The organism is Streptomyces sp. cg40 (assembly GCF_050320165.1).
Taxonomy (GTDB): domain Bacteria; phylum Actinomycetota; class Actinomycetes; order Streptomycetales; family Streptomycetaceae; genus Streptomyces; species Streptomyces hokutonensis.
The window spans coordinates 6910762-6933927 of sequence record NZ_CP190128.1 but is presented as its reverse complement, the minus strand read 5'-3'; the positions used below and the strand labels follow the sequence as shown (position 1 = coordinate 6933927).

At 71.3% G+C, this 23166-nt stretch carries 19 protein-coding genes; 10 read left to right on the top strand and 9 right to left on the bottom strand.

Features of this window, described 5'->3' with window-relative positions; all coding sequences use genetic code 11:
- The first annotated feature begins 3 nt into the window (after nucleotides 1-3).
- From ACQHII_RS31160 to ACQHII_RS31135, 6 genes are read left to right on the top strand one after another with little or no spacing between them, the layout of a single operon-like run.
- Nucleotides 4-1347, top strand: a complete 1344-nt coding sequence (locus ACQHII_RS31160; RefSeq protein WP_427922391.1) for an O-antigen ligase family protein — start codon at nucleotides 4-6, stop codon at nucleotides 1345-1347.
- Nucleotides 1344-3065, top strand: a complete 1722-nt coding sequence (murJ, locus tag ACQHII_RS31155; RefSeq protein ID WP_427922390.1) for a murein biosynthesis integral membrane protein MurJ — start codon at nucleotides 1344-1346, stop codon at nucleotides 3063-3065. The genes ACQHII_RS31160 and murJ overlap by 4 nt, the downstream gene beginning before the upstream one ends.
- The gene (locus ACQHII_RS31150) at nucleotides 3049-3807 is read left to right on the top strand and encodes a polysaccharide deacetylase family protein (RefSeq protein WP_427922389.1); all 759 of its coding nucleotides are present in this window, start codon (nucleotides 3049-3051) and stop codon (nucleotides 3805-3807) included. The genes murJ and ACQHII_RS31150 overlap by 17 nt, the downstream gene beginning before the upstream one ends.
- Entirely contained in the window at nucleotides 3804-4955 is a 1152-nt protein-coding gene (locus ACQHII_RS31145; protein WP_427922388.1) for a glycosyltransferase, read from the top strand. The genes ACQHII_RS31150 and ACQHII_RS31145 overlap by 4 nt, the downstream gene beginning before the upstream one ends.
- The gene (locus ACQHII_RS31140) at nucleotides 4952-5584 is read left to right on the top strand and encodes a lipopolysaccharide biosynthesis protein (RefSeq protein WP_427922387.1); all 633 of its coding nucleotides are present in this window, start codon (nucleotides 4952-4954) and stop codon (nucleotides 5582-5584) included. The genes ACQHII_RS31145 and ACQHII_RS31140 overlap by 4 nt, the downstream gene beginning before the upstream one ends.
- Entirely contained in the window at nucleotides 5581-6684 is a 1104-nt protein-coding gene (locus tag ACQHII_RS31135) for a GNAT family N-acetyltransferase (RefSeq protein ID WP_427922386.1), read from the top strand. Before ACQHII_RS31140 ends, ACQHII_RS31135 begins: the two co-directional genes overlap by 4 nt.
- 22 nt (nucleotides 6685-6706) lie before the next feature.
- On the opposite strand, the gene ACQHII_RS31130 is transcribed toward ACQHII_RS31135, so the two are convergent.
- The gene (locus ACQHII_RS31130; protein ID WP_427922385.1) at nucleotides 6707-8008 is read right to left on the bottom strand and encodes a glycoside hydrolase family 26 protein; all 1302 of its coding nucleotides are present in this window, start codon (nucleotides 8006-8008) and stop codon (nucleotides 6707-6709) included.
- 140 nt (nucleotides 8009-8148) lie between these two features.
- On the opposite strand from ACQHII_RS31130, the gene ACQHII_RS31125 reads away from it, so the two are divergent.
- Complete coding sequence (locus ACQHII_RS31125; RefSeq protein WP_427922384.1) at nucleotides 8149-9456, top strand: ATP-grasp domain-containing protein; 1308 nt, start codon at nucleotides 8149-8151, stop codon at nucleotides 9454-9456.
- Nucleotides 9456-10712, top strand: coding sequence for an NAD(P)-binding domain-containing protein (locus tag ACQHII_RS31120; RefSeq protein ID WP_427922383.1), 1257 nt, complete (start codon nucleotides 9456-9458; stop codon nucleotides 10710-10712). Before ACQHII_RS31125 ends, ACQHII_RS31120 begins: the two co-directional genes overlap by 1 nt.
- Before the next feature lie 54 nt (nucleotides 10713-10766).
- Here the strand turns inward: ACQHII_RS31120 and ACQHII_RS31115 are convergent, their stop codons facing one another.
- The 3 genes from ACQHII_RS31115 to ACQHII_RS31105 form a co-directional block, all read right to left on the bottom strand.
- Nucleotides 10767-11777 (bottom strand): chaplin family protein, encoded by a 1011-nt coding sequence (locus ACQHII_RS31115; RefSeq protein WP_427922382.1) that lies wholly within the window; start codon nucleotides 11775-11777, stop codon nucleotides 10767-10769.
- A 107-nt stretch (nucleotides 11778-11884) separates the two neighbouring features.
- Nucleotides 11885-12112, bottom strand: coding sequence for a chaplin ChpD (gene chpD / locus ACQHII_RS31110; protein WP_033284615.1), 228 nt, complete (start codon nucleotides 12110-12112; stop codon nucleotides 11885-11887).
- 301 nt (nucleotides 12113-12413) lie between these two features.
- The gene (locus ACQHII_RS31105) at nucleotides 12414-12830 is read right to left on the bottom strand and encodes a rodlin (protein WP_200711928.1); all 417 of its coding nucleotides are present in this window, start codon (nucleotides 12828-12830) and stop codon (nucleotides 12414-12416) included.
- A gap of 190 nt (nucleotides 12831-13020) precedes the next feature.
- On the opposite strand from ACQHII_RS31105, the gene ACQHII_RS31100 reads away from it, so the two are divergent.
- Both ACQHII_RS31100 and ACQHII_RS31095 read left to right on the top strand, forming a co-directional pair.
- Complete coding sequence (locus tag ACQHII_RS31100; protein WP_019065694.1) at nucleotides 13021-13434, top strand: rodlin; 414 nt, start codon at nucleotides 13021-13023, stop codon at nucleotides 13432-13434.
- 225 nt (nucleotides 13435-13659) lie between these two features.
- The gene (locus ACQHII_RS31095; RefSeq protein WP_019065695.1) at nucleotides 13660-14070 is read left to right on the top strand and encodes a rodlin; all 411 of its coding nucleotides are present in this window, start codon (nucleotides 13660-13662) and stop codon (nucleotides 14068-14070) included.
- A 54-nt stretch (nucleotides 14071-14124) separates the two neighbouring features.
- Here ACQHII_RS31095 and ACQHII_RS31090 read toward each other — a convergent pair whose 3' ends face one another.
- The 5 genes from ACQHII_RS31090 to ACQHII_RS31070 all read right to left on the bottom strand — a co-directional run bounded on the left by ACQHII_RS31090 (nucleotide 14125) and on the right by ACQHII_RS31070 (nucleotide 23053).
- Nucleotides 14125-16056, bottom strand: coding sequence for an AMP-dependent synthetase/ligase (locus ACQHII_RS31090; RefSeq protein ID WP_427922381.1), 1932 nt, complete (start codon nucleotides 16054-16056; stop codon nucleotides 14125-14127).
- A gap of 107 nt (nucleotides 16057-16163) precedes the next feature.
- A complete protein-coding gene (locus ACQHII_RS31085) occupies nucleotides 16164-17768 on the bottom strand; it encodes a YfbK domain-containing protein (RefSeq protein ID WP_427922380.1) in 1605 nt (534 codons plus the stop codon).
- Nucleotides 17769-17916: 148 nt separating this feature from the next.
- On the bottom strand, nucleotides 17917-18780 hold the full coding sequence (locus ACQHII_RS31080; protein ID WP_427922379.1) for an ABC transporter permease: 864 nt from the start codon (nucleotides 18778-18780) through the stop codon (nucleotides 17917-17919).
- Nucleotides 18777-21464: an alpha/beta fold hydrolase gene (locus ACQHII_RS31075; protein ID WP_427922378.1), complete on the bottom strand. Its 2688-nt coding sequence runs from the start codon at nucleotides 21462-21464 to the stop codon at nucleotides 18777-18779. Before ACQHII_RS31075 ends, ACQHII_RS31080 begins: the two co-directional genes overlap by 4 nt.
- A 161-nt stretch (nucleotides 21465-21625) precedes the next feature.
- Nucleotides 21626-23053 carry an APC family permease gene (locus tag ACQHII_RS31070; RefSeq protein ID WP_427922377.1) on the bottom strand — a complete coding sequence of 476 codons (1428 nt, stop codon included), beginning with the start codon at nucleotides 23051-23053 and terminating at the stop codon, nucleotides 21626-21628.
- Nucleotides 23054-23166 lie beyond the last annotated feature (113 nt).

Genomic DNA, 23166 nt, shown 5'->3' with positions numbered 1-23166 from the left:
GCCGTGAACCACCGCCTGCGCACCTTCGCCCCGGTCCTGCCGGTCATCGCCGTGATCGCCCTGCTCGGCCTGCCGCTCGCCCCGGGCGCGGGCGGCGCGGGTCCCGCCGACGCGGTCTCCGGGCTGGTGGTGCTGTACTGCGGCATCCGGCTGCTCCGGGAGCGCAGGCGCCCTCTGACCCCAACTGCCGTGGCGGTCATGGGACTTCCGGTCCTCGGCCTGTCCATTGCGGCGATGGGCGCGTCCTCACCGGGGGCGGGCCTTAGTGGGCTGGGCCGCTACCTCCAGATCTTCGTCCTGGTCCCGGCCGCGGTCGTCCTGTTGATCCGCGACCGGCGCGACTTCCGCGTGCTGGCCTGGTCGTTCGTATCGCTCGCCCTGTGGCAGGGCGCGATCGGCGTCAAGCAGTACGTCACCGCGACCGGCGCCTCCTACCAGGGCGAGGACATCCGCGCGGTGGGCACCTTCGGACCGACCGACGTGATGGGCATGGCGACGGTGGTGTCCTTCGGCCTGATCTGCGCGCTGTCCCTGGCACTGGGCGGCGCGGGCCGAAAGGACGTGCGGCAGCGGGCAGTTGCCGCGGGTTGCGCCGTCGCCCTGCTCCTCCCCCTCGCCCTGTCCTTCAGCCGCGGCGCGTGGATCGCGACCGCCGCGACCTGCGCGCTGCAACTGGCGCTGGCCGGACTGCGGCGCGCACTGAAGGTGGCCGCGGCCGTGACGGCGGCGGGCGTGGTGCTGGTCGGCGGCTTCGGGGTCGGTTCGGCGATGCTCCAGGAGCGGATCAGCAGCATCACCCAAGTCACCGACGCCCCCGACCAGTCGGTGACCGACCGCTACACCATGTGGGCGGCGGCGACCGCGATGTGGCGCGAACACCCGCTGACCGGCGTCGGGTTGAAGGGCTTCCCCGAACACCGCGACGGCAACGCCTCGTTGGCCCTCTCCTCGGGCAGCGACACGGACGGCGCGGGCGCCGGGTACCTCAAACAGCCCCTGCTCTCCCCGCACAACATGTACCTCCTGGTCCTCAGCGAACAGGGCCTGATCGGCCTCATCACCCTGGCAGGCAGCTGGCTGGCCCTCCTGGTGTGCGCGCTGCGGGGCCTGTTCCGCGCCCACCGCACCGGACTCCCGGGCCTGGACTGCGCGTTGGTCTCCTCCGGCCTCCTGATCTGGCAGCTGATCGACTTCATGTACGCCGACATCGGCGGCCCGTCGACGGTCCTGACGGCGGTGGTGTTCGGGGTGGCGGCATGGTGGTCGGTGGTGGGGGCGAACACGGAACAGCAGCTTCCTGTGCCGGCTTCGGTGTGCGTGCCCAAGACAGAGGCCGCGATCCAATGACGGTCACTGGTAGCGCCCCAAAGGGGCGCGGGGCTGTATCGATCAGCGGCTCCGCCGCGGGGCGCGCCCAGCCCCAACGGCGCAGCAGTCAACCACCCACCGAACCACCCCTGATCCCATCCCCCTCAAAAGAAAACCCCGCCCCAGAATCCCGCCGCTTCCTCGCCAAAGCCGCCCTCGTCACAGCCGTCCTCTCCATCACCGGCTCCCTCCTGGGCCTCGCCAGAGACCAGTCCCTCGCCCGCCTCTTCGGCGCCGGCAGCGAAACGGACGCCTTCCTCGTCGCCTGGACCATCCCCGAGTTCGCCGCCACCCTCCTCATCGAGGACGGCCTCGCGTTCGCCCTGATCCCGGCGTTCAGCATGGCGTTGGCCCGCAGAGCGCAAGGCGCCCCCGGCGACCCGGTCCGCGCCCTGGTGAGAGCCACCCTCCCCCGCCTCGCCCTGGCGTTCGTCGCGGTATCGGCACTGCTCATCGCAACGGCCCCCTACCTGGTCGAAGCCCTCGCCCCCGGCCTCCCCCACCCCGCCCTCGCCATCAGCTGCACCCGCATCACCGCGACCTGCGTCCTGAGCTTCGGCCTGGCCGGCTACTGCAGCGCGGCGCTCCGCGCCCACCGCCGTTTCGTGGCCCCGGCGGCGATCTACGTGGCGTACAACATCGGCATCATCGCCGGGATGTACGCCTTCGGCGCCCACTGGGGCGTACGGTCGGCGGCGCTCGGTGTGGCCGGGGGCGGCTTCCTCATGGTGCTGACCCAACTGCCCGCCCTGGTACGCCAGTTGAGGAGCCACAAGCCGACGACCCCGGACACCGTCGACGACGGCACCACCGAGGCCCCCCGCCCGATGAACTTCGCGTTGATGGCGACGGTGCTGCTCTTCGCGCTCTGCCGCCAGTCCCAGGTCCTCATCGAGCGCTTTCTCGCCTCCCATCTCCCGGCCGGCGCCATCTCGCATCTGAACTACGCGCAGAAGGTCGCCCAGATGCCGATGGTGCTGTCGCTGATGCTGTGCACGGTGACCTTCCCGGTGGTCGCGCGGGCGCTCGCCGAGGGCGACACGGAGAAGGCCCGCAACCGGGTGGAGCGCGACCTCGCGCTCGCCGCCTGCCTTGTCCTGCTCGGCGCCGCCACGGTGATCGCGTGCGCCCCGCAGATCATCGAACTCCTCTTCCAGCGGGGCGCGTTCACCGCCCACGACACCGCGGCCACGGCCGGGGTGATGCGCGTGTACGCGCTCGGGCTGCTCGGCCAGACCCTGGTCGGCGTCCTGGTCCGCTCCTACTTCTCGGCGGGCCGCCCCACCTGGTACCCGGTCGGCGCGATGGCCGCCGGCATCGTCGTGACCTCCTGGATCGGCGCCTGGACGGTCGGCCCCTGGGGCGTCATCGGCATCGCGATCGCCAACGCCACCGGCATCACCGTCACCGCCGTGCTCCTGCTGTGCGGCAGCGGCCCGCGCAGTGTCCCGATCCGCACCCGGCAGGTCCTGGTCGAGCTGAGCCGGCCGGTGCGCGCGGCGGCGGTCGCGACGGTCGCCGGGGCGTTCGCCGCCCGCGCGATGCCCTCGCCGCTGCTCGGTCTCGCCGTCGGCTGCGCGGCCGTCGCCGTCGTCTTCGTCCTGCTCGGCCGGGCCCTGGGCGCCCAGGGTTTCGCACCCGCACTGGAATCCGTCCGCTCCGTCACACGAAGGCTCCCGCATGGCCGCTCCCGCTGATTCCCCGACCACCGGCAGTCGCGTCACGGGCCCGGTCCCGTGGGTGGCGATGTACCACTCCGTGGGCGACTGCTCCGACGACCCCTACCGCATCACGGTCACCCCCGACCGCCTGGACCGGCAGCTGCGGTGGCTGAGCCGGCGCGGGCTGCGGGGCGTGTCCATGGCCGAGCTGCTCGCCGCCCGCGCCCGGGGCGAGGGCCACGGTCTGGTCGGGCTGACCTTCGACGACGGCTACGCCGACTTCGTCGACAACGCCCTTCCCGTGCTGGCCCGTTGGGACTGCGGCGCCACCCTCTTCGTCCTGCCCGGCAGGCTCGGCGGCGACAACGCCTGGGACCCGCTGGGCCCGCGCAAACCGCTCCTCACCGCGGACGGCATCCGCCGGGCCGCCGCCGAGGGCGTAGAGATCGGCTCGCACGGCCTGACCCACGTCGACCTGACCAAGGCGGACGACACCACTCTGAAGGCCGAGGTCGCCGAAAGCCGTTCCGTACTCGCCGAGTTGACCGGCACGACCGTCGACGGCTTCTGCTACCCGTACGGCACGATCGACGCCCGCGCCGTGGCCGCCGTGCAGGAAGCCGGATACACCTACGCCTGCGCCATCGACCCCGGCGACCTCAACGGCCGGCACGCCTTCCCCCGCGTGCACATCGGCCAGAACGACACCGCCGTCCGCCTCTTCCTCAAGTACCGGCTGCACGGCCTGCGCCGCCGCCCGGTGGAGGGGCTCGTATGAAGGCCCTGCACATCATCACCGGGCTCGGCATCGGCGGCGCCGAGCAGCAACTCCGGCTGCTGCTGCGCCACTTGCCGGTCGACTGCGACGTCGTGACGCTCACCAACCCGGGCGCGGTCGCCGCCGGTCTCACCGCCGACGGGGTGCGCGTCCACCACCTCGGCATGACCGGCAACCGCGACCTGCCCGCCCTCCCCCGCCTGGCCAGGTTCATCCGCAGCGGCGGCTACGACCTGGTCCACACCCACCTCTACCGCGCCTGCGTCTACGGCCGGCTCGCCGCCCGGATCGCGGGTGTGAAGGCGGTCGTCGCCACCGAACACTCCCTGGGCGACTCGCAGATGGAGGGCCGCAGCCTCAACTCCGGTGTCCGCGCCCTGTATCTCGCGAGCGAGCGCCTGGGCCGCTCCACGGTCGCCGTCTCCCCCACGGTCGCCGAGCGCCTCAGGCAGTGGGGCGTGCCGGGCCCGCGCATCGAAGTGGTCCCCAACGGCATCGACCTGCCCCGCTTCCGCTTCGACCCGGTCCAGCGACTGCGCACCCGCCAGCGCCTCGGCCTGCCCGAGGACGCGTACGTCGTCGGCGGCATCGGGCGGCTCGCGGCGGGCAAACGCTTCGACGTCCTGATCCGCACCCTGACCCAACTCCCTTCCGACTACTGGCTGTTGCTGGTCGGCGGCGGCCCCGAGGAGAGCCTCCTGCGCCGCACGGCCCACGACTGCGGGGTGGCCGACCGGGTGCTGTTCACCGGCGAACGCCCCTACGTCCCGGACGGCACCCCAGGCCCCGATCTGCCCTCCCTCACCTCGGCGATGGACCTGCTGGCCTCGCCGTCCCCCGAGGAGGCCTTCGGCCTGGCCGTCGTAGAGGGTCTGGCGGCCGGGCTGCCCGTGCTCTACGCCTCCTGCCCCGCCGTAGAAGATCTCCCGCCGCAGGCCGCTGGCGGCGCACACCGCGTCCAGGGCGGGCCGGAGGTCTTCGCCCGCGCGCTGGCGGCGGCCCGCGCGCGGGGCCCGCGTCCGCGCACCGCGCCGGACGCCGCCCACCACTACTGCATCACCCGCAGCGCCGCCCAACTCATGGACGTGTACGCGGCGGTCTCCACCTCGTCGCCGTCCCCCGCACCCCAGGGAGCCAGTTCCTCATGACCGAGATCCGACAGCACCGTCCGCTCGCCCGTGCGAAGACCCTCCCGGCCTGGTCCCTCCTCGCGGCCGGCGCCGTGACCGGCGGACTCCTCGGCGCCGGCTACGGCCTCGCCAAGCCGCCGACGTACACGGCCACGAGTTACGTCATCGCCGTACCGACCGACAAGGCCGACTCCTCGACCGCGCTCGGCTTCGCGCAGGCCTACGGCCGGGTCGCCACCCAGCTCGCGGTGCTCGGGGACGCGCAGGTGTGGGCGGGTGTCCCGGTGAAGACGCTCCAGTCGAGCGTGCGGACGGCGACCTCGCCGGACGCACCGATGGTCGCCGTCACGGCCACCTCCTCGCGCGCCGACCTCGCCGCCGACATGGCCAACGCGGTGTCCCGCTCGCTGACCGTGCACGCGAACGACTCGAAGGACTCGACCCACGTCGAACTCCAGACCTTCGCCCGCGCCATCAAGCCGGCCGGGCCCTCCTCTGCCTCGGCCGCGGTGACCGGTCTGGTCGGCGCGAGCGCGGGCGGCCTGCTCGGCGGCCTGCTGCTGCTCGTCCGGCCGCGCCGCGCCACCGACGAGACGGGCCGCCCGGCCTCCGTGCCCAGCCCGGCCACCGCGGCCGACGTCCTGTGACACCGGTGTACTCGACCGAACTCGTCACCGACGCCCAGGCCTTCGCCGAACTGGCCCCGGCCTGGGGCCGGTTGTACGGGAAGTGCGGCGCGGCGACCCCGTTCCAGTCGCACGCCTGGCTGCACTCCTGGTGGCTGTCGTACGGCCGAACGGGCCGACTGCGCCTGCTCGTTGTGCGCGAAGGCCGCGAACTCGTCGCCGCGGCACCCCTGATGCTCGTCCGCAGTCCGGTCCCCTCACTGGTCCCGCTCGGCGGGGCGATCTCCGACTACGGCGACGTCCTGCTGGACGACGACCACGGCGACCCGGCGGTCGCCGCGCTCACCGACGGCCTCGCGTCCGCCGCCCGCACCGCGCTGATCGACTTCCGCGAGGTGCGGCCCGGCGGCGCGGTCGAGCGCGTCTACGACCGCTGGCGCGGCCCTCGCCGCCGCGTCCACGACTCGCTGTGCCTGGAGCTGCCCGCCGTACCGATGGACGAACTGGTCGCCCGTCTCCCCTCCTCCAAGGCCCAGCGCGTCCGCGCCAAGCTGCGCAAGCTGACGGCACTGGGCGTCGAGCGCACCGTCGTACAGCCGGACGGGGTGGACTCGGCGCTGCGGCGGCTGCTGGAGCTGCATCAACTCCAGTGGCAGGGGCGGAAGGTGACGTCCGAGCACCTTCAGACCCGGTTCTGCGAACACCTGGTCCGCTCGGTCGGGCCGATGGTCCGCTCCGGGGACGCCGTCGTCACCGAGTTCCGGCTCGACGAGGACGTGGTCGCCGTGGATCTCACGCTGTTGTCGCGGCGGCTCGCGGGCGGGTATCTGTACGGCGCGCATCCGCGGTTGCGGGAGCGGAAGGCGGACGTGGCGGTGATGCTGCTCGACGCGTGTGCCGAGCACACCGGCACCGACGGGCCCGGCACGCTCAGTCTGCTGCGGGGCAACGAGCCGTACAAGCACCACTGGCGGCCCGAACCGGTCGTCAACCAGCGGCTGTTGCTGGCCCGGAAGCGCACTGCCCCGCTGATGGCGGCGGTCGTCTGCGACGTGGCCGCGCGCCGGCGGGGCAAGGCGATACTGCGGAAGTGGAGGGAGCGCGGTGGCGACGGACCGTGAGCGGCCCGCCGCCATCTCTGGTTCAGCGGTCGCGCTGCCACCAGTCGAACTTCACGCACAGCTTCCCGCCGAGCCAGTACTCGACCCAGTCGCCGAGTTCCACGGGCGAGCAGTTGGCCGGGTGCGTCGGAGTGGGCGGTGTGGTGGGCGTGGTCGGCTTGGGCGGCTCCGGGGTGACCGGGGTCGTGGGTGTGGTCGGAGTCGTGGGTGTGGTCGGCGCCGGTTCCTCCGTGCGACCGAAGAGGACCGAGCGGTAGACCTTGGACGACTTCGGGTTCTGGGAGCACTGCCACACACCGTGCGGGCAGTAGTCGGTCACCGTGTTGTACAGCGGCTTGTGCTCGTCCATCCAGGCGAGCATGCGCTTCATGTACTCCGCGTTGTCGCCATTGCGGAAGAGTCCCCATTCAGGATAGGAAATGGGCTTGCCGTGGGATTTGGCGAAGTCCACGTGTTCCTGGAGTCCGTAGGGCTCTTTCACCTGCTCGTCGAACGTCAGCCCGGACGGCTGGTCGTACGAATCCATTCCGACGATGTCGACCGTGTCGTCCCCCGGATAGCACTGCGTCCAGGGAACGGCGTCCCGGCCGCGGCTCGGAGTGAAGTCGAACCGGAATTTCTGGCCCGGCACCGAGCGCATCGTGGTGACGATCCTGTTCCAGTACTTCTTCCAGGCCTCCGGGTCCGGCCCGCAGCGAGAGGTGTACGTGGTGCCGTTCATCTCCCAGCCGAGCACGATCACCGTGTCCGGCACCTTCAGGTCGACCAGCCGTTCGGCCAGGGCCTTGAAGTGCTGATCGAACTGGCCGGCCGCGCCCAGCTGGAGCAGCCGCCGGACCTGCCAGTCGGAGACACCGTCCTCGTTGTGCTCCTGCATGGGCACGTTGAGGACGAGCATCCGGTCGGTCTTCTCCGTGCGCCAGTCCGCCCATACGTCGAGGAGGCCGGGGGCGCCCTCGATGTCGCTCCAGTGGTTGCCGGGCAGGTAGGTGTGGCCGACGCGCAGTTCGGCCCCGCCCAGCCAGCTGCTCAGCGCGGCCATCCGGGCCACACCGCGGGCACCGGAGTCGAGGAAGGCGCCGAAGGCCGGAGCCGTGGGCGATGCGGTGGGTGCGGGTGTGGTGGTGGGTGTGGCGGTGGGTGTGGTGGCCGTAGGTGCGGTGGCCGTAGGTGCGGTGGTCACCGGAGCAGGCGGATCGGTGGCCCGCGCCACCCCCGCTCCCGCCGCGAACCCGGGACCCGACGCGAAAGCCGCCGACGCGGCGACCGTAGCCGCGATGAAGGCCAGTCGTCCGGTCCGGGACCGTCGTTGCTGTGGGGCCATGCCTGCTCCTCTCTCCACTCTCGTGTTCTCGTCTCTCTTTTTGACACTCAGTCATACGAATATGAATTACGCCACCGCCGTTACGGCTTTTGAGTGTCCCTGTCGCCCTCGTGGGTGAACCGAACCGAAGGAAACAGTCCGTGTCGCTGCTCGACATCCGTGTCCCCGCAGTTCTGTTGCGGATCGACCGGAATCCCTTTCACCACGGAACGCTGGGGGCCGTGCGTTCGCTCGGCAGGGCGGGAGTGGAGGTGCATGTGGTCGCCGACTCCTCGGCAAGTCCCGTACGCAGCTCCCGCTTCGTCTGCCAGATGCATCCACCGCCGGCACCCGGCGCGTCCCTGGCCGAGATCGCCGTCACGCTGCGCCGGGTGGCCGCGCGGATCGCGCGTCCGGCCGTACTGATCGCGATGGACGACGCGAGCGCGATCGCCGTCGGCCGGCTGCGCGACGAGCTCGCGCCCTCCTATCTGCTGCCGCAGCAGCCCGGCGCGCTGGCCGAACGGGTCGCCGACAAGGCGGAACTGGCCGCCGTGTGCGCGAGCGCGGACATCCCGCACCCGGTGACGCTGATCCCGGAGAGCCCGGCACAGGCCGCGAGCGCCGCCTGGCAACTGGGGCTGCCGGTGGTCGCGAAGTGGAGCCGGCCCTGGCTGGTGCCGTGCGGGACCGGGCTGCGCTCCACGGTGGTGGTGCACAGCGCGCAGGAGGCGCGCGAGCTGTATCTGCGCGCCGAGGAAGCGGGCAGCCGACTGCTGTTGCAGGCCTTCCTGCCGTCCGGGCCCGACCGCGACTGGTTCTTCCACGGCTACGTCGACCGCACCGGCGCCGTGCGCGGCGGCGGCCCCGGCCGCAAGCAGCGGGCCTGGCCGCGCGGGGCGGGCCTGACGGCGGTGGGCCGCTGGACGCCCAACCCGCAGGTGCAGGCGCTCGCCGAACGCCTCACCGCCGAGCTCGGCTACCGCGGCATCTTCGACCTGGACTTCCGCCGCTGCGGCACGACGGGCAGTTATCACCTGCTCGACTTCAACCCGCGGCCCGGCGCCCAGTTCCGGCTCTTCACCGACAGCGGGGGCCTCGACGTCGTCCGCGCGCAGCACCTGGACCTGACCCACCGTCCGCTGCCGGACGGGTCGCCGCGGCCGGGTCGCTCCTTCGTCGTGGAGAACTACGCGCCGCTCAGCGCGCTGCGCCCAGCCCCCGCCGGACGCGAGCTGGCCTGGTACGCGCCGGACGACCGGGCACCGGGCCGGGCGATGTGGGGCCTGTGGGCGGGGCACGTGCTGCGCAAGCTGCGGGGGCGGCTGGGCAGCGGGCCACAACCGGCGCCCACGGCGGCGCGGGTGGTCCGCCAGTCGGGCACGAGCCCGCTCGACACGCCTGCCGAACAGGCCGAGTTGACCAAGTTGACCGAGTTGTCCGACGACGAGAAAGCGAGCAGTTGCTGATGTACGACCTGCTGGTGGTGGGCGCGGGCCCGTACGGCCTGTCCATCGCGTCCCACGCCGCGGCCGCCGGGCTGAACCTGCGCGTCTTCGGCAGGCCGATGGCGTCCTGGCGCGACCACATGCCCCGGGGCATGTTCCTCAAGTCGGAGCCCTGGGCCTCCAACCTGTCCGACCCCGAGGGCCGTTGGCCGCTGGACGCGTACTGCGCGACCCAGGGCGTCCAGGCCCGGCACGGCGAGCCGATCCCGGTCGAGATGTTCGCCTCGTACGGCCTGTGGTTCGCCCGCAACGCCGTGCCCGAGGTGGACGAGCGGACCGTGGAGCGGATCGCCCCGGTACCCGGCGGCTTCGAGGCGGTGACCGACGACGGCACAGTGCTGCACGCCCGGACCGTCGCGCTCGCGGTCGGTGTCATGCCGTTCGTCGAAATCCCGTCCGCACTACGGGGGTTGAGCCGGTCCCTCGTCTCGCACAGCAGCCACCACAGCACGCTGGACGACTTCCGCGGCAAGGACGTCACGGTGATCGGCGGCGGCCAGGCAGCACTGGAGACGGCCGCCCTGCTCGCCGAACAGGGCACCCGCGTAAGGGTGTTGGCACGGGCCGACGAACTGCGCTGGAACGACGTGCCGCCGGCCTGGGAGCGCCCGTGGTGGCAGGAGGCCCGCTCCCCGCACAGCGGCCTGGGCCCCGGCTGGCGCAACTGGTTCTACGCCGAGCGCCCCGACCTCTTCCGCCGGCTCCCGGAAGCGACCCGGGCCAGGATCGCCGCCAACGCCCTTGGCCCGGCGGGTGCTTGGTGGGTACGGGACCGGGTCGAACCGGCGGTGGAGGTGCTCCTCGGCCACGAGGTCGCGGCGGCCGACCTGGTGCCGGGCGGGGTACGCCTGGAGACGGTGGGCGGGGCGGGCGGGACACGCTCCCTGGAGACCGAACACGTCATCGCGGCCACGGGATTCAAGGCGACGACCGGCCGACTCGGGCTGCTCTCCGGCGAGTTGAGGGGATCCCTGGCCACGGTGGGCGACGGCTCCCCCGAGGTCGGCCGGGACTTCGAGTCCTCGCACCCCGGTCTCTTCATGGCGGGCCTGCTGACCGCCTCGGGCTTCGGCCCGGCGATGCGCTTCGTGCACGGCGCCACGTTCACGGCGGGCGCGCTGGTCCGGGGAGTCCGACGCCGGCTGCGCTCGGAGCCGCGCGGCGGGATGATCCCGGCGCCGGGGCGACGGGGCGCGCTGGACTTCGTACGGCGCTGACCGCGTAGTGCGGTGCGGGTGTGCCGGGCGGCGACGTCCGGCACCCCGTGCGCATTACCGACGGGACGCGGCCCGGCCTCGTCGGTAGAGGATCGTGCCACCCGCGATCAACGCGGCACTGACGCCGGAAGCGGCCAGCATGGCCTCACTGCCGGTGTGCGCCAGAACGGGCGGCGGGGTGTGACTCCCACCGTGCGGCGGCGGGGTGTGGTTGCCGCCCGTCGGGGGCGGGGTGTGGTTCCCACCGGTGGGCGGAGGGGTGTGGTTCCCACCGCTCGGAGGCGGGGTGTGGTTGCCGCCCGTGGGCGGAGGGGTGTGGTTCCCACCGCTCGGAGGCGGGGTGTGGTTCCCGCCTGTGGGAGGCGGGGTGTGGTGGTCGCCGCCCGTGGGAGGCGGAGTGTGGTGATCCCCACCCGTGGGCGGAGGCGTGTGGTGGTCGCCGCCGGTGGGCGGAGGCGTGTGGTGATCCCCACCGGTAGGCGGAGGCGTGTGGTGGTCACCGCCGTGCGGAGGAGGCGGCGTCTCCTCGCAGTCCTCCGGCTTGCCGTGGCCCGAGTCACCGGAGCCGTAGCCCCCGTGGTCACCGGAGCCGTAACCTCCGTGGTCACCGGAGCCGTAGCCCGAGTGATCGCCCGAGCCGTAGCCCGAGTGATCGCCGTAGCCATGGCCGGAGTGGCCCCCGTAGCCGTATCCCGAGTCACCGCCGTAGCCGTACCCCGAGTCGTCGTCCCCGGAGCCGTAGCCCGAGTCGTCGTCGGAGTCTTCGTAGGCCTGCTCGGCCCACCGGTGGTGTCCGGTGTGCTCGCCGTGCCGGTGCGCATCCTTGCCGCCGGCGCAGGAGTTGCCGAAGGTCGGGTTGAGCCCGGAGACGCCGTCGACGGAGTTGCCGCAGGCGTTGACCGGCGCGTCGACGGGGACCGAGAGGCTGTTGCCGGACAGGACGCCCGGCGAATCCTTGGCAGCGCCGGCCGTGTACGTCTCGGCCATGGCGGGGCTGCCGCACAGGGACAGAATGCTTGTCGCGGCGGCAGCCGCGACCATTCCCTTACCCAGGGTCTGTCGCAATCTCGTTGTCTTCCTGCTTGAAGAAGTGGGAAAAAAAGCCGGCCTTGGAACAGGAAAGTGTCCAAGGCCGGCCGTGACACAGCCGGAGCGGCTGGTGCGTTGCGTCGTCAGTCGTTGACGCAGGTGTTGCCGAACGCCGGGTTCAGCAGGCCGATCACGTCGATCGAGTTGCCGCACACGTTGACGGGGATGTGCACGGGAACCTGGACCACGTTGCCCGAGAGGACACCCGGCGAACCGACGGCCGCACCCTCGGCACCGGCGTCGGCGAAGGCCGGGGCGGCCATACCGAGAGCCATGATCGCACCAGCGACAACAGCAGCGCTCTTCTTCATGAACGTTCCCTTCTCTGCGGTCATGCCCTATGACGGCCGAAACCGAGCGAGCACAGCTTGGGCGGCTCGCACCATGACCTGCAGCCTGTGAAACGAGGGATAGACACAGGAAGAAACTGAAGAACGCGTGTCACCTGACAATTCACTCGATCGTCGGCACTGAATTGACGCGATGGGCGCACCAACGCAGAAACGCTTCTCTTCAAGGGAAGGCAGAGGGCGGACAGTTTTGGAAAACGACAAGGGCGGCCCGTACGGAAAAATTCCGACGGGCCGCCCCGGCCACCGCATTGACGGACGATCAGCTGCCGATGGCGCCGTTGCCCGACAGCACCGGGATGTTGTCCGCGATGTGCGACAGCGGCTCGTCACCCTTGGCCTGGGTGGAGTTCTCGGTGCACTGCTGGTTCTGCGGCGCCGAGAGGATCGGCACGTCCTGGAGGACGGTGACCGGGACGAGGACGCCCACGATCGAAGCCGCGTTGACCTTGGCCGGCAGGCCGACACAGAGCTTGTTCAGGTCGCCCTGGGCGAGTCCGAGCTGGGGGCTCATGTCGCCGGTGGTCTTGGCGTTGCCGTAGACCTGCTCGGCACCGTTCCCGTTGACCGTGGTGACGCCGTTGTCGTTGCCGATGGCCAGCGCCTGCGGGGCGGCCGTCGCCGAGACGCCGACGACGGAAGCCGCGACAGCCGTCGCAGCCATTGCCTTCTTGAGCATTTCTGCGGTCCTTTCCTGGCAGAGACACAATTCCTGCTCCCCCATCAACCGGGGCGGGCCGGAATGGTTGCGTGACTTCACCCGGTTGGATTCATCTGGGCCATTGGAGTGAATCGGAGCAACCATGCGGCCCGGTGCCAGTTGTTCAGGTCGCTCCGGTGGACGGGGTTACTCCAGAAGGGATCATGAAGTGATCAAGAAGGTTATGGCTGCTGCGGCTGTCGCCGCTTCCGTCGTCGGAGCCTCGGCTGCCGTCGCCGCCCCGGCGATGGCGATCGGTAACGACAACGGCGTCACCACGACGAACGGCAACGGCGCCGAGCAGGTCTACGGCAACCAGGCCACGTACGGCAACATGAGCCCGCAGATGGCGCTCATCCAGGGCTCGCTGAACAAGCCCTGCATCGGCCTGCCCGCCAAGGCGAACCTGGCCTCGCTGGTCGGCGTCGTGCCGGTCACCGTCGCCCAGGACGTGCCGATCCTCTCCGCGCCGCAGAACCAGCAGTGCACCGAGAACTCGACCCAGGCCAAGGGCGACGAGCCCCTGTCGCACATCCTGGACAACATCCCGGTCCTCTCGGGCAACGGCTCCGCGGGCAGCTGATCCCCGGACGCGCACCACGGGCCGTCGAGTTCTCGGCGGCCCGTTGGTCTGCCTCCGCGCGCGGACCGTCCACGGGGGCACGCTCCCGCCCGCGCGTGAGCCGACTTGTCACCCCAGCAGACTTATTGCTCCATTCAGGGCAAAGGCCGCAACCAAACCGGCTGTCACCCAGTTGATCATCGCGCGGCTCCGCAACGGGAGTCCGTCCTCCGAAAGGGATAGAACATGAAGAAGCTGTGGGCGACCGCGGCTGTTGCCGCCTCCATCGCCGGTGCCACCGCCGCCGTCGCCACCCCGGCGATGGCCATCGGCAACGACGACGGTGTCACCACCACCAACGGCAACGGCGCCGTGCAGAAGTACGGCAACCAGGAGACCAAGGGCGACATGAGCCCCCAGCTCTCCCTCGTCCAGGGCACCCTGAACAAGCCCTGTGTCGGCCTGCCGGTCAAGGCGAACCTGGCCTCGATCGTCGGCGTCGTGCCGGTCACCGTTCTGCAGGACGTGCCGATCCTGTCGGCCCCGCAGAACCAGCAGTGCACCGAGAACTCCACCCAGGCCAAGGGCGACGAGCCGCTGTCGCACATCCTGGACAACATCCCGGTCCTGTCGGGCAACGGCGCCGTGGGCAGCTGACCCCACCAGCACCACGAGAGCGGGCCGCCGAGCACCTCGGCGGCCCGCTTCTTGCTATGTCTCCTTCGGCTTCGCGTACAGGGCCTCGATGTCGTCCGCGTAGGCCGCCGTCACCACATGCCGTTTGACCTTCAGGGACGGGGTGAGCAGGCCGTTGTCCTCGGTGAACTCGCCCTCGACCAGGGCGAAGGCGCGGATCGACTCGGCGCGGGAGACGGCCTGGTTGGCGTGGTCGACGGCCTTCTGGACGTCGGCGCGCAGGTCCGCGTTCCGCACCAGCTCCGCAGGCGGGGTGTCCGCGGGAAGCTTGCGGACCGCGAGCCAGTGGGCGACGGCCTCGGGGTCGAGGGTGATCAGGGCGGCGACGAAGGGACGGTTGTCGCCGACGACCAGGCACTGGCCGACCGGGGCGCGGCTGCGCAGCCGGTCCTCCAGGACGGCGGGCGAGACGTTCTTGCCGCCGTTGGTGACGATGATGTCCTTCTTGCGGCCGGTGATGGTGAGATAGCCGTCCTCGTCGAGCGCCCCGAGGTCCCCGGTCGCGAACCACTCGTCCCGCAGTACGGCGTCGGTGGCCGCCGGGTTGTTCCAGTACGCGCCGAAGACCACCCCGCCCTTGATGAGCACCTCGCCGTCGTCGGCGATGCGGATCGTGGTGCCGGGCACCGGGAGGCCGACCGTGCCGGGGCGGGGCCGCAGCGGCGGGACGATGGTGGCGGCGGCCGTGGTCTCGGTGAGGCCGTAGCCCTCGTAGACGACGATTCCGGCGGCGGCGAAGAAGAGGTTGAGGTCGCGGTCGAGCGGGGAGCCGCCGCTGATGGCGTACCGCATCCGGCCGCCGAGTTCGCTGCGGATACGGCGGAAGACCAGCAGGTCGTAGAGGGCCCACGCGGCGTACAGGGCGGGGCTCGGGCCCTTGCCGGTGCCGAGGAACCTGTCGAGGTACGCCTTGCCGAAGCGGACCGCGACGCGGTCGGCGCGGTCGAAGGAGGCGGCACGGCCCATCCGTTCGGCGGTCGCGCGGCCGGTGTCGTGGATCTTCTCGAAGAGGTACGGCACCCCGACCAGGAACGTGGGCCTGAACTCCCGTAGCGCCGGGCGGAGTTCGTCGGGCTTGATGCTCGGGCAGTGGCCGATCTCGATGCGGGCCATCAGACAGGCGATCTGCAGGGTGCGGCCCATGATGTGCGCGAGCGGGAGGAACAGCAGCGTCGAGGCGACCTGGCCGGTGACCTCGGTGAAGAGGGGGTGCAGCAGCTCGACCGTGTTGGCGGCCTCGGCGTGCAGGTTGGCGTGGGTGAGGACACAGCCCTTGGGGCGGCCGGTGGTGCCGGAGGTGTAGCAGATCGTCGCGACCGTGTCGGGGGTGAGAGCGCTTCGGCGCTTGGTGACCTCCTCGTCGGTGATGTCCCGTCCCAGGGTGGCGAGTTCGGCCAGGGCGCCCGTGTCCAGCTGCCAGATGCGCGGGTGTTGGGGGTGGCGGGCGGTGCCCGTCATGACCGTGTCGGTGTTCTCGGAGGTCTCCGTGACGACGAAGCGGGTGGCCGAGTCCCTGACGATCCACTCCACTTGCTCGGCGGACGAGGTCGCGTAGATCGGCACGGTCCGGCCGCCGGCCGCCCAGATCGCGAAGTCGAGGACCGTCCACTCGTAGCGGGTGCGGGACATCACCGCGACCCGGCCGCCCGGTTCGAGGCCGGCGGCCATCAACCCCTTTGCGGTGGCGGTGACTTCACGGGCGAAGGCGGCGGCGGTCACGGGGTGCCAGCCGCCGTTCTGTTCGCGGCGGAGGACCACGGTGTCGGGTGCCTCCGCCGCGTTGGTGAACGGGAGGTCGGCGGTGCTGCCGGTCGTCGGGCGCGGGGCGAGCGGCAGCGTGCTCGCCTCCCGTACGACGCCCCGTGCGTCCCTGGTGAGTTCGACCCGGGTACGGGCCGCCAGGTCGGTGCGTTGCCGCGCCCGCTTCAGGTCCTTGCGTACGCCCATGTCGGCTGCTCCCGGTCGGCGGTGAGACGGTGACTGGGGCGTCAACTTACTCGCAAGTAGGGGAAGGTCAATGGGGCCGGTGGGATCAAGTGCGGGTTCGGACGGGTTCAGTTCATCCGGCTTGCCTCGTCGATCGCTTCCGCGAGTTGCTGTACGTCCTTGTCCTCCGTCCGCTTCGCCAACGCGTGGGCGCGGTCGGCGAGTTCGTCGAGGCCGGGGTCGCCGGGCAGGGAGCCGGACTTTCCGTGTGTGCGGAGGCAGTCCGCGAAGTAGGCGGCCACGGCGGTGACTTGGAAGCGGGGCGAGGCACTGGACAAGGAGTCGTGCAGGGCCTCGGTCTCCAGCTGGCCCGACTCCTCGTGCGGGGCGCGGCTGTTCGGGTCGAGCCAGCGGACGCTGGCCGTGGCGAGGTGGCCGTCGGCGCCGGGCCTGGTGCGGACGGCGTAGAGGGCGGTCACGGTGTGGCCGGGGCCGATCTCGCCGCCGTCGACGTTGTCGTCGCGGAAGTCGTCGTCGGCGACCTTGCGGTCCTCGTAGCCGATGAGGCGGAACTGCGCGACCGTCTCGGGGTCGAAGGCGACCTGGGCCTTGGCGTCGCGGGCGGTGAGGTCGATGTTCTGCGGGAGTTGGTCGACGAAGACCTTGCGGGCGTCGGCGTCGTCCGAGACGTACGCGGTGTGGCCATCGCCCTTGTCGGCGAGTTTCTCCATCAGGGCGTCGCCGTAGTCGCTGCCGACACCGACGCCGAAGAGGGTGATGCCGTGGTCGCGGCGTTCGTTCGCGATGCGTTCCAGGATCGAATCGGCGTTGGTGTCACCGGTGTTGGCGAGGCCGTCGGAGATGAGGACGACCCGGTTGGTGGCGCCCTCGCGCAGGCCCTCGGTGGCGGTGGCGTAGCCGGTCTCGACGCCGGCGCCGAGGTTGGTCGAGGACTGGGTCTCCAACTCGTCGATGGCGTGGTGGACTTTGCCTCGGTGGCCGTCGAGGCGGGTCATCGGGAGGACGGTCTCGGCCTCGTCGCTGAAGGTGACGAGCGCGACCGAGTCGTCGTCGCGCAGCCGGTCCGTCATCTCGTCGAGGGACTTCTTGGCGAGGTCCAGGCGGCCCGTCTCGGCCATGGAGCCGGAGACGTCGATCACGAACGTGAGGGCGGCGGGCGGGCGTTCGGCGCTGTCGTCGGCGGTGCGGGTGGCGAGGCCGACGCGGACCAGGGACCAGTTGGCGCTGTCGGTGCGGGCGCCGTCGACGGTGACCGTGAAGCCGTTGCCGCCCGGGCGTTCGTAGTCCTGGCGGAAGCTGTTGACGAACTCCTCGGGGCGGATCGTCGACGGGTCGGGCAGCTGTCCGTCGGCGAGGACGCGGCGGGCGTAGCCGTAGGAGGCGGTGTCGACGTCGAGGGCGAAGGTGGAGAGGTAGTCGGGGGACGGGGCGATCTTTTCGGGGCTGTCCGTCTGCTCGCCCTCTTGGTCCGCGGTCCCGTCGCCGCTCTGGCCGTCGCTCCGTTCGCCGCCTGAGGTGACGGCGGGTGCCGGGGCCGGGAAGCCGGTCCGGTTGGACGCGTCGGAGGTGTTGGAGCTGTTGCCCGCGCTGCAACCGGTGAGCAGCAGGCCGCCCGCGGCGGTGAGGGCGAGCAGGGTGGCGCGCAGGTGCCGGGTGCGGTGGCGGGCGTACGCCTGCCCCGGTCGTGTTCGGTCGGTGTGGCTGGACTCCATCTCCCGTGCCCCCTCGGTCCGTTGACGTCGGCTTTCTGCGACTGTGACGGCGGAGGGGGCGGGAACGTGCGGCACGGGGAGTTGCGGAAGCGTCTCGAAGGGGTCGCGATCAAGGCCCGTCGAGACCGGTGGGTGATCCTCCGGTGACCTAGGACACGATGTCCTTGCGGGCGAAACCCCGGAAGGCCAGGGCGAACAGCACGATGGCGTACGTAACGGAGACCGCCGTGCCCTGGATCATGCCGGACCACTCGGGACGGGGCTGTACGGCGTCCGCCCAGGCGAACTGCCAGTGCGCGGGCAGGAAGTCGCGCCAGTGGCCGAGGGCGGTGACGGCGTCCAGGACGTTGCCGACGATGGTCAGGCCGACCGCGCCGCCGACCGCGCCCAGAGGTGCGTCGGTCTTCGTCGAGAGCCAGAACGCGAGCCCGGCGGTGACCAGTTGGGACACGAAGATGTACGCCACGACCACGAGCAGGCGCTCGGCGGCCGTGCCCGAGCCGATCGCGCCGCCGGTGGGCAGCTCCAGCGGTCCCCAGCCGTAGGCGGCGGTGCCGACGGCCAGGGCGACGAGCGGGAGCAGGATCATCGCGCCGAGGCTGAGGCTGAGGCCGACGACCAGCTTGGACCACAGCAGGCGGGCCCGGGGCACGGGTGCCGCCAGCAGATAGCGCAGGGAGGACCAGCTGGCCTCCGAGGCGACGGTGTCGCCGCAGAACAGGGCGACCGGGACGACCAGCAGGAAGCCCGCCGACACGAAGAGGTTCACCGCGGCGAAGTTGGCGCCCGACGAGGTGGCCGTGTCCATCAGGGTCACCTGGCCGTTGCGCTCGCCCGGGGTGCCGCCGATCGCGAAGGCGGCCACCAGGATGAAGGGCAGCGCGGCGAGGATCCCGCCCATGACCAGCGTGCGGCGCCGCTTCAACTGCCGGACCAGCTCGACCCGGAGGGGCAAGGTGCGGCCCGCGCGGTAGCCGGAGGCCACCTCTACGGGCTCGGCGAGCGTGCTCATGCGGAACCTCCGATCAGGGTGAGGAAGGCGTCTTCCAGGCGGCGGTGGGGGCCGACGGAGGAGACGGGGACTTCGAGTCGTACGAGTTCGACGAGGAGCCGGGCGGCGGTGGCGGAGCCTTCCGGTCGATCCTCAGGTGTCGGACTGTCGGGACTGTCGCCGGACGCCAGTCGCAGCAGCAGACCGCCCTCCGCGCGGGTCACCGAATCGACGTCCGGCAGGGCACCGATCTTCTCCACCAGGGGGTCGGAGACGTCGGCGGCCAGGCCGACGAGCAGGGTGTCTCCGGAGCCGATGATCTCCGCGACCGGGCCCGCCTGGACGAGTCGGCCTCGGTCCATGACCACGAGGTGGGTGCAGGACTGCTCGACCTCCGCGAGGAGGTGGCTGGAGACGATGACCGTGCGGCCGGCCTCCGCGTAGCGGATCATCACCTCGCGCATCTCGCGGATCTGCGGCGGGTCGAGGCCGTTGGTCGGTTCGTCGAGGATGAGGAGGTCGGGGAGGCCGAGCATGGCCTGGGCGATGGCGAGGCGCTGGCGCATGCCCTGGGAGTAGGTGCGCACCGCGCGGGCGAGCGCGTCGCCGAGGCCCGCGATCTCCAGGGCCTCCTCCAGGTGGGCGTCCTCCGGGGGCCGTCCCGTCGCCTGCCAGTACAGCTCCAGGTTCTCGCGGCCGGAGAGGTGCGGGAGGAAGCCCGCGCCCTCGACGAAGGCGCCGACCCGGGACAGCACCGGGGCGCCCGGGCGGATCGCGTGACCGAAGACCCTGATCTCGCCGTCGTCCGGTTTGATCAGGCCCATCAGCATGCGCAGGGTGGTCGTCTTGCCCGCGCCGTTCGGACCCAGCAGGCCGAGCACCTGGCCCTTCTCGACGCGGAAGGACAGGTCCCGGACCGCGTACCGGTCCGCCGATTTCGCGTACCGCTTGCTCAAGTCGGTGATCTGGAGCGGGACTTCGGCCAGTTCGGGGTCGGGGGGTGTGGACGCGGTACGCCTGCGTCCGGTCAGCAGCAGCGCCAGGGCGAGCGCCGCGCCGGCCAGCGGGAACCACCACACCCAGGACGGCAGCGTCGCCGCGGCCGTCGTCACGCCCGGGGCCGTCGGCACCTTGAGGTCGCTCTTCAGGGTGACGGTGTACGTCGCCGGTGTCGTCGGGGAGGAGTACGCGAGGTCCGTCGAGGCGAGGACCAGGCGCAGGTGGTGGCCGCTCTGCACGTCGTAGTCGATGGCCGGGAGGGTGATCGTGACGTCCTTGCCCGCCTTGGCGCCCTCGACCCTGAGGGGGGTCACCAGCTGGGAGGGGAGCACCTGTTGGGTGCCGCCCGGGCCGACGTCGTAGACCTTGCCGAAGAGGACGGCGTCGTCGCTCGTCGACTTGACGTGGACGGTGACCGTGGGCGAGCCGGTGATGCGGAGGCCCCGGGTGAGGGCTTTGGAGTCGAAGGCCGCGTACTGGCCGGGGAAGTCGAGGGAGATGCCGACTCCCAGGGAGGACAGCTGTGAGAGGCCGCCCGCGCTGCCGAGTCCGGGCAGGGCGGAGATCGCGGGCGGGCTGGCGCCGGCCGGGTTGGTGAAGGACTGCTCGCGGCGGCCGGTGAGGGCGATCGTGCGAGGGTCGTTCTCCAGGCCGGGGTAGGCGCTGCCGCTCGCGCCGCGCAGCTGGGCGGCGCCGTCGGTCGAGTCGACGCCTCCGGTGCGGGTGACGCGGAAGGCCGGGCCGGTGTCGGTGTTCTTGTCGTCCTTCAGGTACCGGTCGAACCACGACGTCACGCGGGCCTGGACGCGGCTCGTCTCCATGTCGCCGCCGTCATGGCCGCCCGCGATCCAGTCGACGTCCACGGGGGCGCCGTTGGCGCGGATCGCCTTCGCGGCGGCGTCGGCCTGGCCGAGCGGGAAGAGGGAGTCGGTCTGGCCCTGGAGCAGGAGGGTCGGCACGTTGATGTGCGTGGCGACGGCGGACGGGGAGCGCTCGTCGAGGAGTGCGCGCGCTGCCGCGTCCGGCTTGCCCGACTCGGCGACCCGGTCGTACATCGCGCACAACTGGGGCTCGAAATTGGCGCAGCCGCCACCGGAGTTGATGAAGATGCTCGCCCACAGCTTCTTGAAGACGCCGTTCGGGAACAGGGCGTCGGCGAGGTTCCAGTACGTGATCGCCGGGGCGATGGCGTCCACGCGGGCGTCGTATCCGGCGGCGAGCAGGGAGATCGCCCCGCCGTAGGAACCGCCCGCCACGCCCACGCGCGGGTCGCCCGGTTTGTCGAGCTGCACGTCCGGCTGCCTGGCCAGCCAGTCGATCAACTTGGAGACGTCCTTGACCTCGCCGTCCGGGTCGTTGAGCCCGATCTTGCCGGTCGACTTCCCGAAGCCGCGCGCGGACCAGGTCAGTACCGCGTAGCCGTCTCTGGCCAGGCCCTCGGCCTGCTTCCGTACGTCGTCCTTGCTGCCGCCGAAGCCGTGTGCGAGGAGGACGGCGGGGCGGCGGGCGGCTCCGCCGGTTGTGAAGTACGAGGTGTCGAGGCTGACGCCGTCGACCGCCATCACCCGGTCCGCGCGGTGCACCTCCGGCGGTTTGTCGGAGGCGACGGCCGTCCAGGTGCCGGCGGCGGCGAGCACGGCTACGGCGGCGGTGGCGGCGAGCCACTGCCGTGGGCGTCGTAGTCGTAGCTGCGGGCGAAGATCCATGTCGTCAACGGTACGGGGCGTCTCTGACAGTTGGGGGCGACCCTGGGGTGAACCGGGGGTTGGGGGTGTACCGCGGTTGGTGTATGGCTACTAGCTCGGGGGGCTTATGTGGTTTGCCGGGTGCGGGTGCGTGGGGGCTGGGCGCGCAGTTCCCCGCGCCCCTAGAGGACTCGCCCCTGCGGGGCTTCGTCCTCCTCAGGGAGTGAGATCAGCCAGCGAGTCTCCCTGCGGGGGCGGAGATACAGCGCCCAGTACAGCGTTGCCGCTGCCACTATCCCTCCCGTCCACAGCAGGTAGCTCGTCTCCTGTTGCGTGAGGATGTACGCCAGGACCGCGATCAGGAGGATCGGCATCGCCGGCCACAGGGGCATGCGCCACGCGTGCGTGTGCCTGTGTTGACCGCGGCGGGAGAGCAAGGCAGCCACCGCGACCAGCAGGTACATGCCCGTCACCGACACCCCCGTCACGCCGTACAGCGTGTCCAGGTTGACGAAGCAGAGGACTGCTCCGGGGATGCCCACGGCGAGGGTGGCCACCCAGGGGGAGCCGAAGCGGCCGAGCTTGGAGAAGACCGTGTTGACGGGGGTGGGCCAGGCCTTGTCGCGGGCGGAGGCGAAGAGGACTCGGGAGTTCTGGATGACCATGACGATGCCCGCGTTGATGATCGCGAGGGCCACGCAGAGGCTGACGAAGGTGCCGACCGCCGAGTTGGACCAGGCGGTGACCATGCTGCTGATGTCGCCGCCGGTCAGTTCGGAGAGGTCGGACGCGCCCATGGTGATGGCGACCACCGGGACCAGGATGATCACCGTGGAGATCGCGAGGGTGGCGAGGACCGTGCGGGCCACGTTGCGGCGGGGGTTCTCCAGCTCCTCGGAGAGGTAGACCGCCGTCGAGAAGCCCTGGGTGACGAAGAGGGCGATCGCCAGGCCGGAGACCACCAGCATCGCCGTCACCGTGTCCGTGTGACCGCCGCTGCCCGCCACCTGCATCGAGGTCAGGCTGCCCAGGCCCCGGTGGCTGTGCGTGAAGCCGAGGAGGGCCACGACGCCGGCCGCTATGACCTCCAGGACCAGGAAGATGCCCGTGATCCAGGCGTTGGCGCGCAGGTCCAGCAGGCCCGCCAGCGTGGCCAGGAGCATCACGCCCGCGCCGGTCATCGACGGGTTCAGGTGGACGATCGGGGTCAGGTAGTCCGCCGTGCCCATCGCGATCACCGGCGGGACGATCATCACGACCAGGAGCGAGAGGACGAAGACCAGCCAGCCCGCCAGACGGCCGGCCAGCGTCGACACCATCGCGTACTCGCCGCCCGCGCTGGGGATGAGGGTGCCCAGCTCCGAGTAGCAGAACGCGACGGCGATGCAGAGGACCGAGCCGATCGCGATCGTGAGGGCGGTCGCGGTGCCGAGCGAGCCGAACAGGTCGGGGACGACCACGAAGAGCGTGGAGGCCGGCGTCACACAGGAGAGCGTGAGGAGCGTGCCGCCGACGATGCCGATGGAGCGCTTGAGCTGCCGGGGGCTTCGGGAGCTGTCCGACGGCGCCTGGGAAACGGCGGCCTCGGCAGTGGGGAGGGTGTCGGTCACGGGCCTGATGGAACATTGACGGAAACCATCACGTCAATGGGTGTTCACCTACGGAATCCGTTGATCCAGTCCGTCGAGAGTGACGTATTCGGCGTCCGTGGGCAGTGTCGGCC

What these genes read in the sequence shown, in the direction of transcription:
- ACQHII_RS31080 (WP_427922379.1), bottom strand. Translation starts at nt 18,780, where the DNA reads ATGAGCACGCTCGCCGAGCCCGTAGAGGTGGCCTCCGGCTACCGCGCG.
- ACQHII_RS31140 (WP_427922387.1), top strand. Translation starts at nt 4,952, where the DNA reads ATGACCGAGATCCGACAGCACCGTCCGCTCGCCCGTGCGAAGACCCTC.
- ACQHII_RS31090 (WP_427922381.1), bottom strand. Translation starts at nt 16,056, where the DNA reads ATGGGCGTACGCAAGGACCTGAAGCGGGCGCGGCAACGCACCGACCTG.
- ACQHII_RS31075 (WP_427922378.1), bottom strand. Translation starts at nt 21,464, where the DNA reads ATGGATCTTCGCCCGCAGCTACGACTACGACGCCCACGGCAGTGGCTC.
- murJ (WP_427922390.1), top strand. Translation starts at nt 1,344, where the DNA reads ATGACGGTCACTGGTAGCGCCCCAAAGGGGCGCGGGGCTGTATCGATC.
- ACQHII_RS31105 (WP_200711928.1), bottom strand. Translation starts at nt 12,830, where the DNA reads ATGCTCAAGAAGGCAATGGCTGCGACGGCTGTCGCGGCTTCCGTCGTC.
- chpD (WP_033284615.1), bottom strand. Translation starts at nt 12,112, where the DNA reads ATGAAGAAGAGCGCTGCTGTTGTCGCTGGTGCGATCATGGCTCTCGGT.
- ACQHII_RS31130 (WP_427922385.1), bottom strand. Translation starts at nt 8,008, where the DNA reads ATGGCCCCACAGCAACGACGGTCCCGGACCGGACGACTGGCCTTCATC.
- ACQHII_RS31150 (WP_427922389.1), top strand. Translation starts at nt 3,049, where the DNA reads ATGGCCGCTCCCGCTGATTCCCCGACCACCGGCAGTCGCGTCACGGGC.
- ACQHII_RS31085 (WP_427922380.1), bottom strand. Translation starts at nt 17,768, where the DNA reads ATGGAGTCCAGCCACACCGACCGAACACGACCGGGGCAGGCGTACGCC.
- ACQHII_RS31095 (WP_019065695.1), top strand. Translation starts at nt 13,660, where the DNA reads ATGAAGAAGCTGTGGGCGACCGCGGCTGTTGCCGCCTCCATCGCCGGT.
- ACQHII_RS31120 (WP_427922383.1), top strand. Translation starts at nt 9,456, where the DNA reads ATGTACGACCTGCTGGTGGTGGGCGCGGGCCCGTACGGCCTGTCCATC.
- ACQHII_RS31145 (WP_427922388.1), top strand. Translation starts at nt 3,804, where the DNA reads ATGAAGGCCCTGCACATCATCACCGGGCTCGGCATCGGCGGCGCCGAG.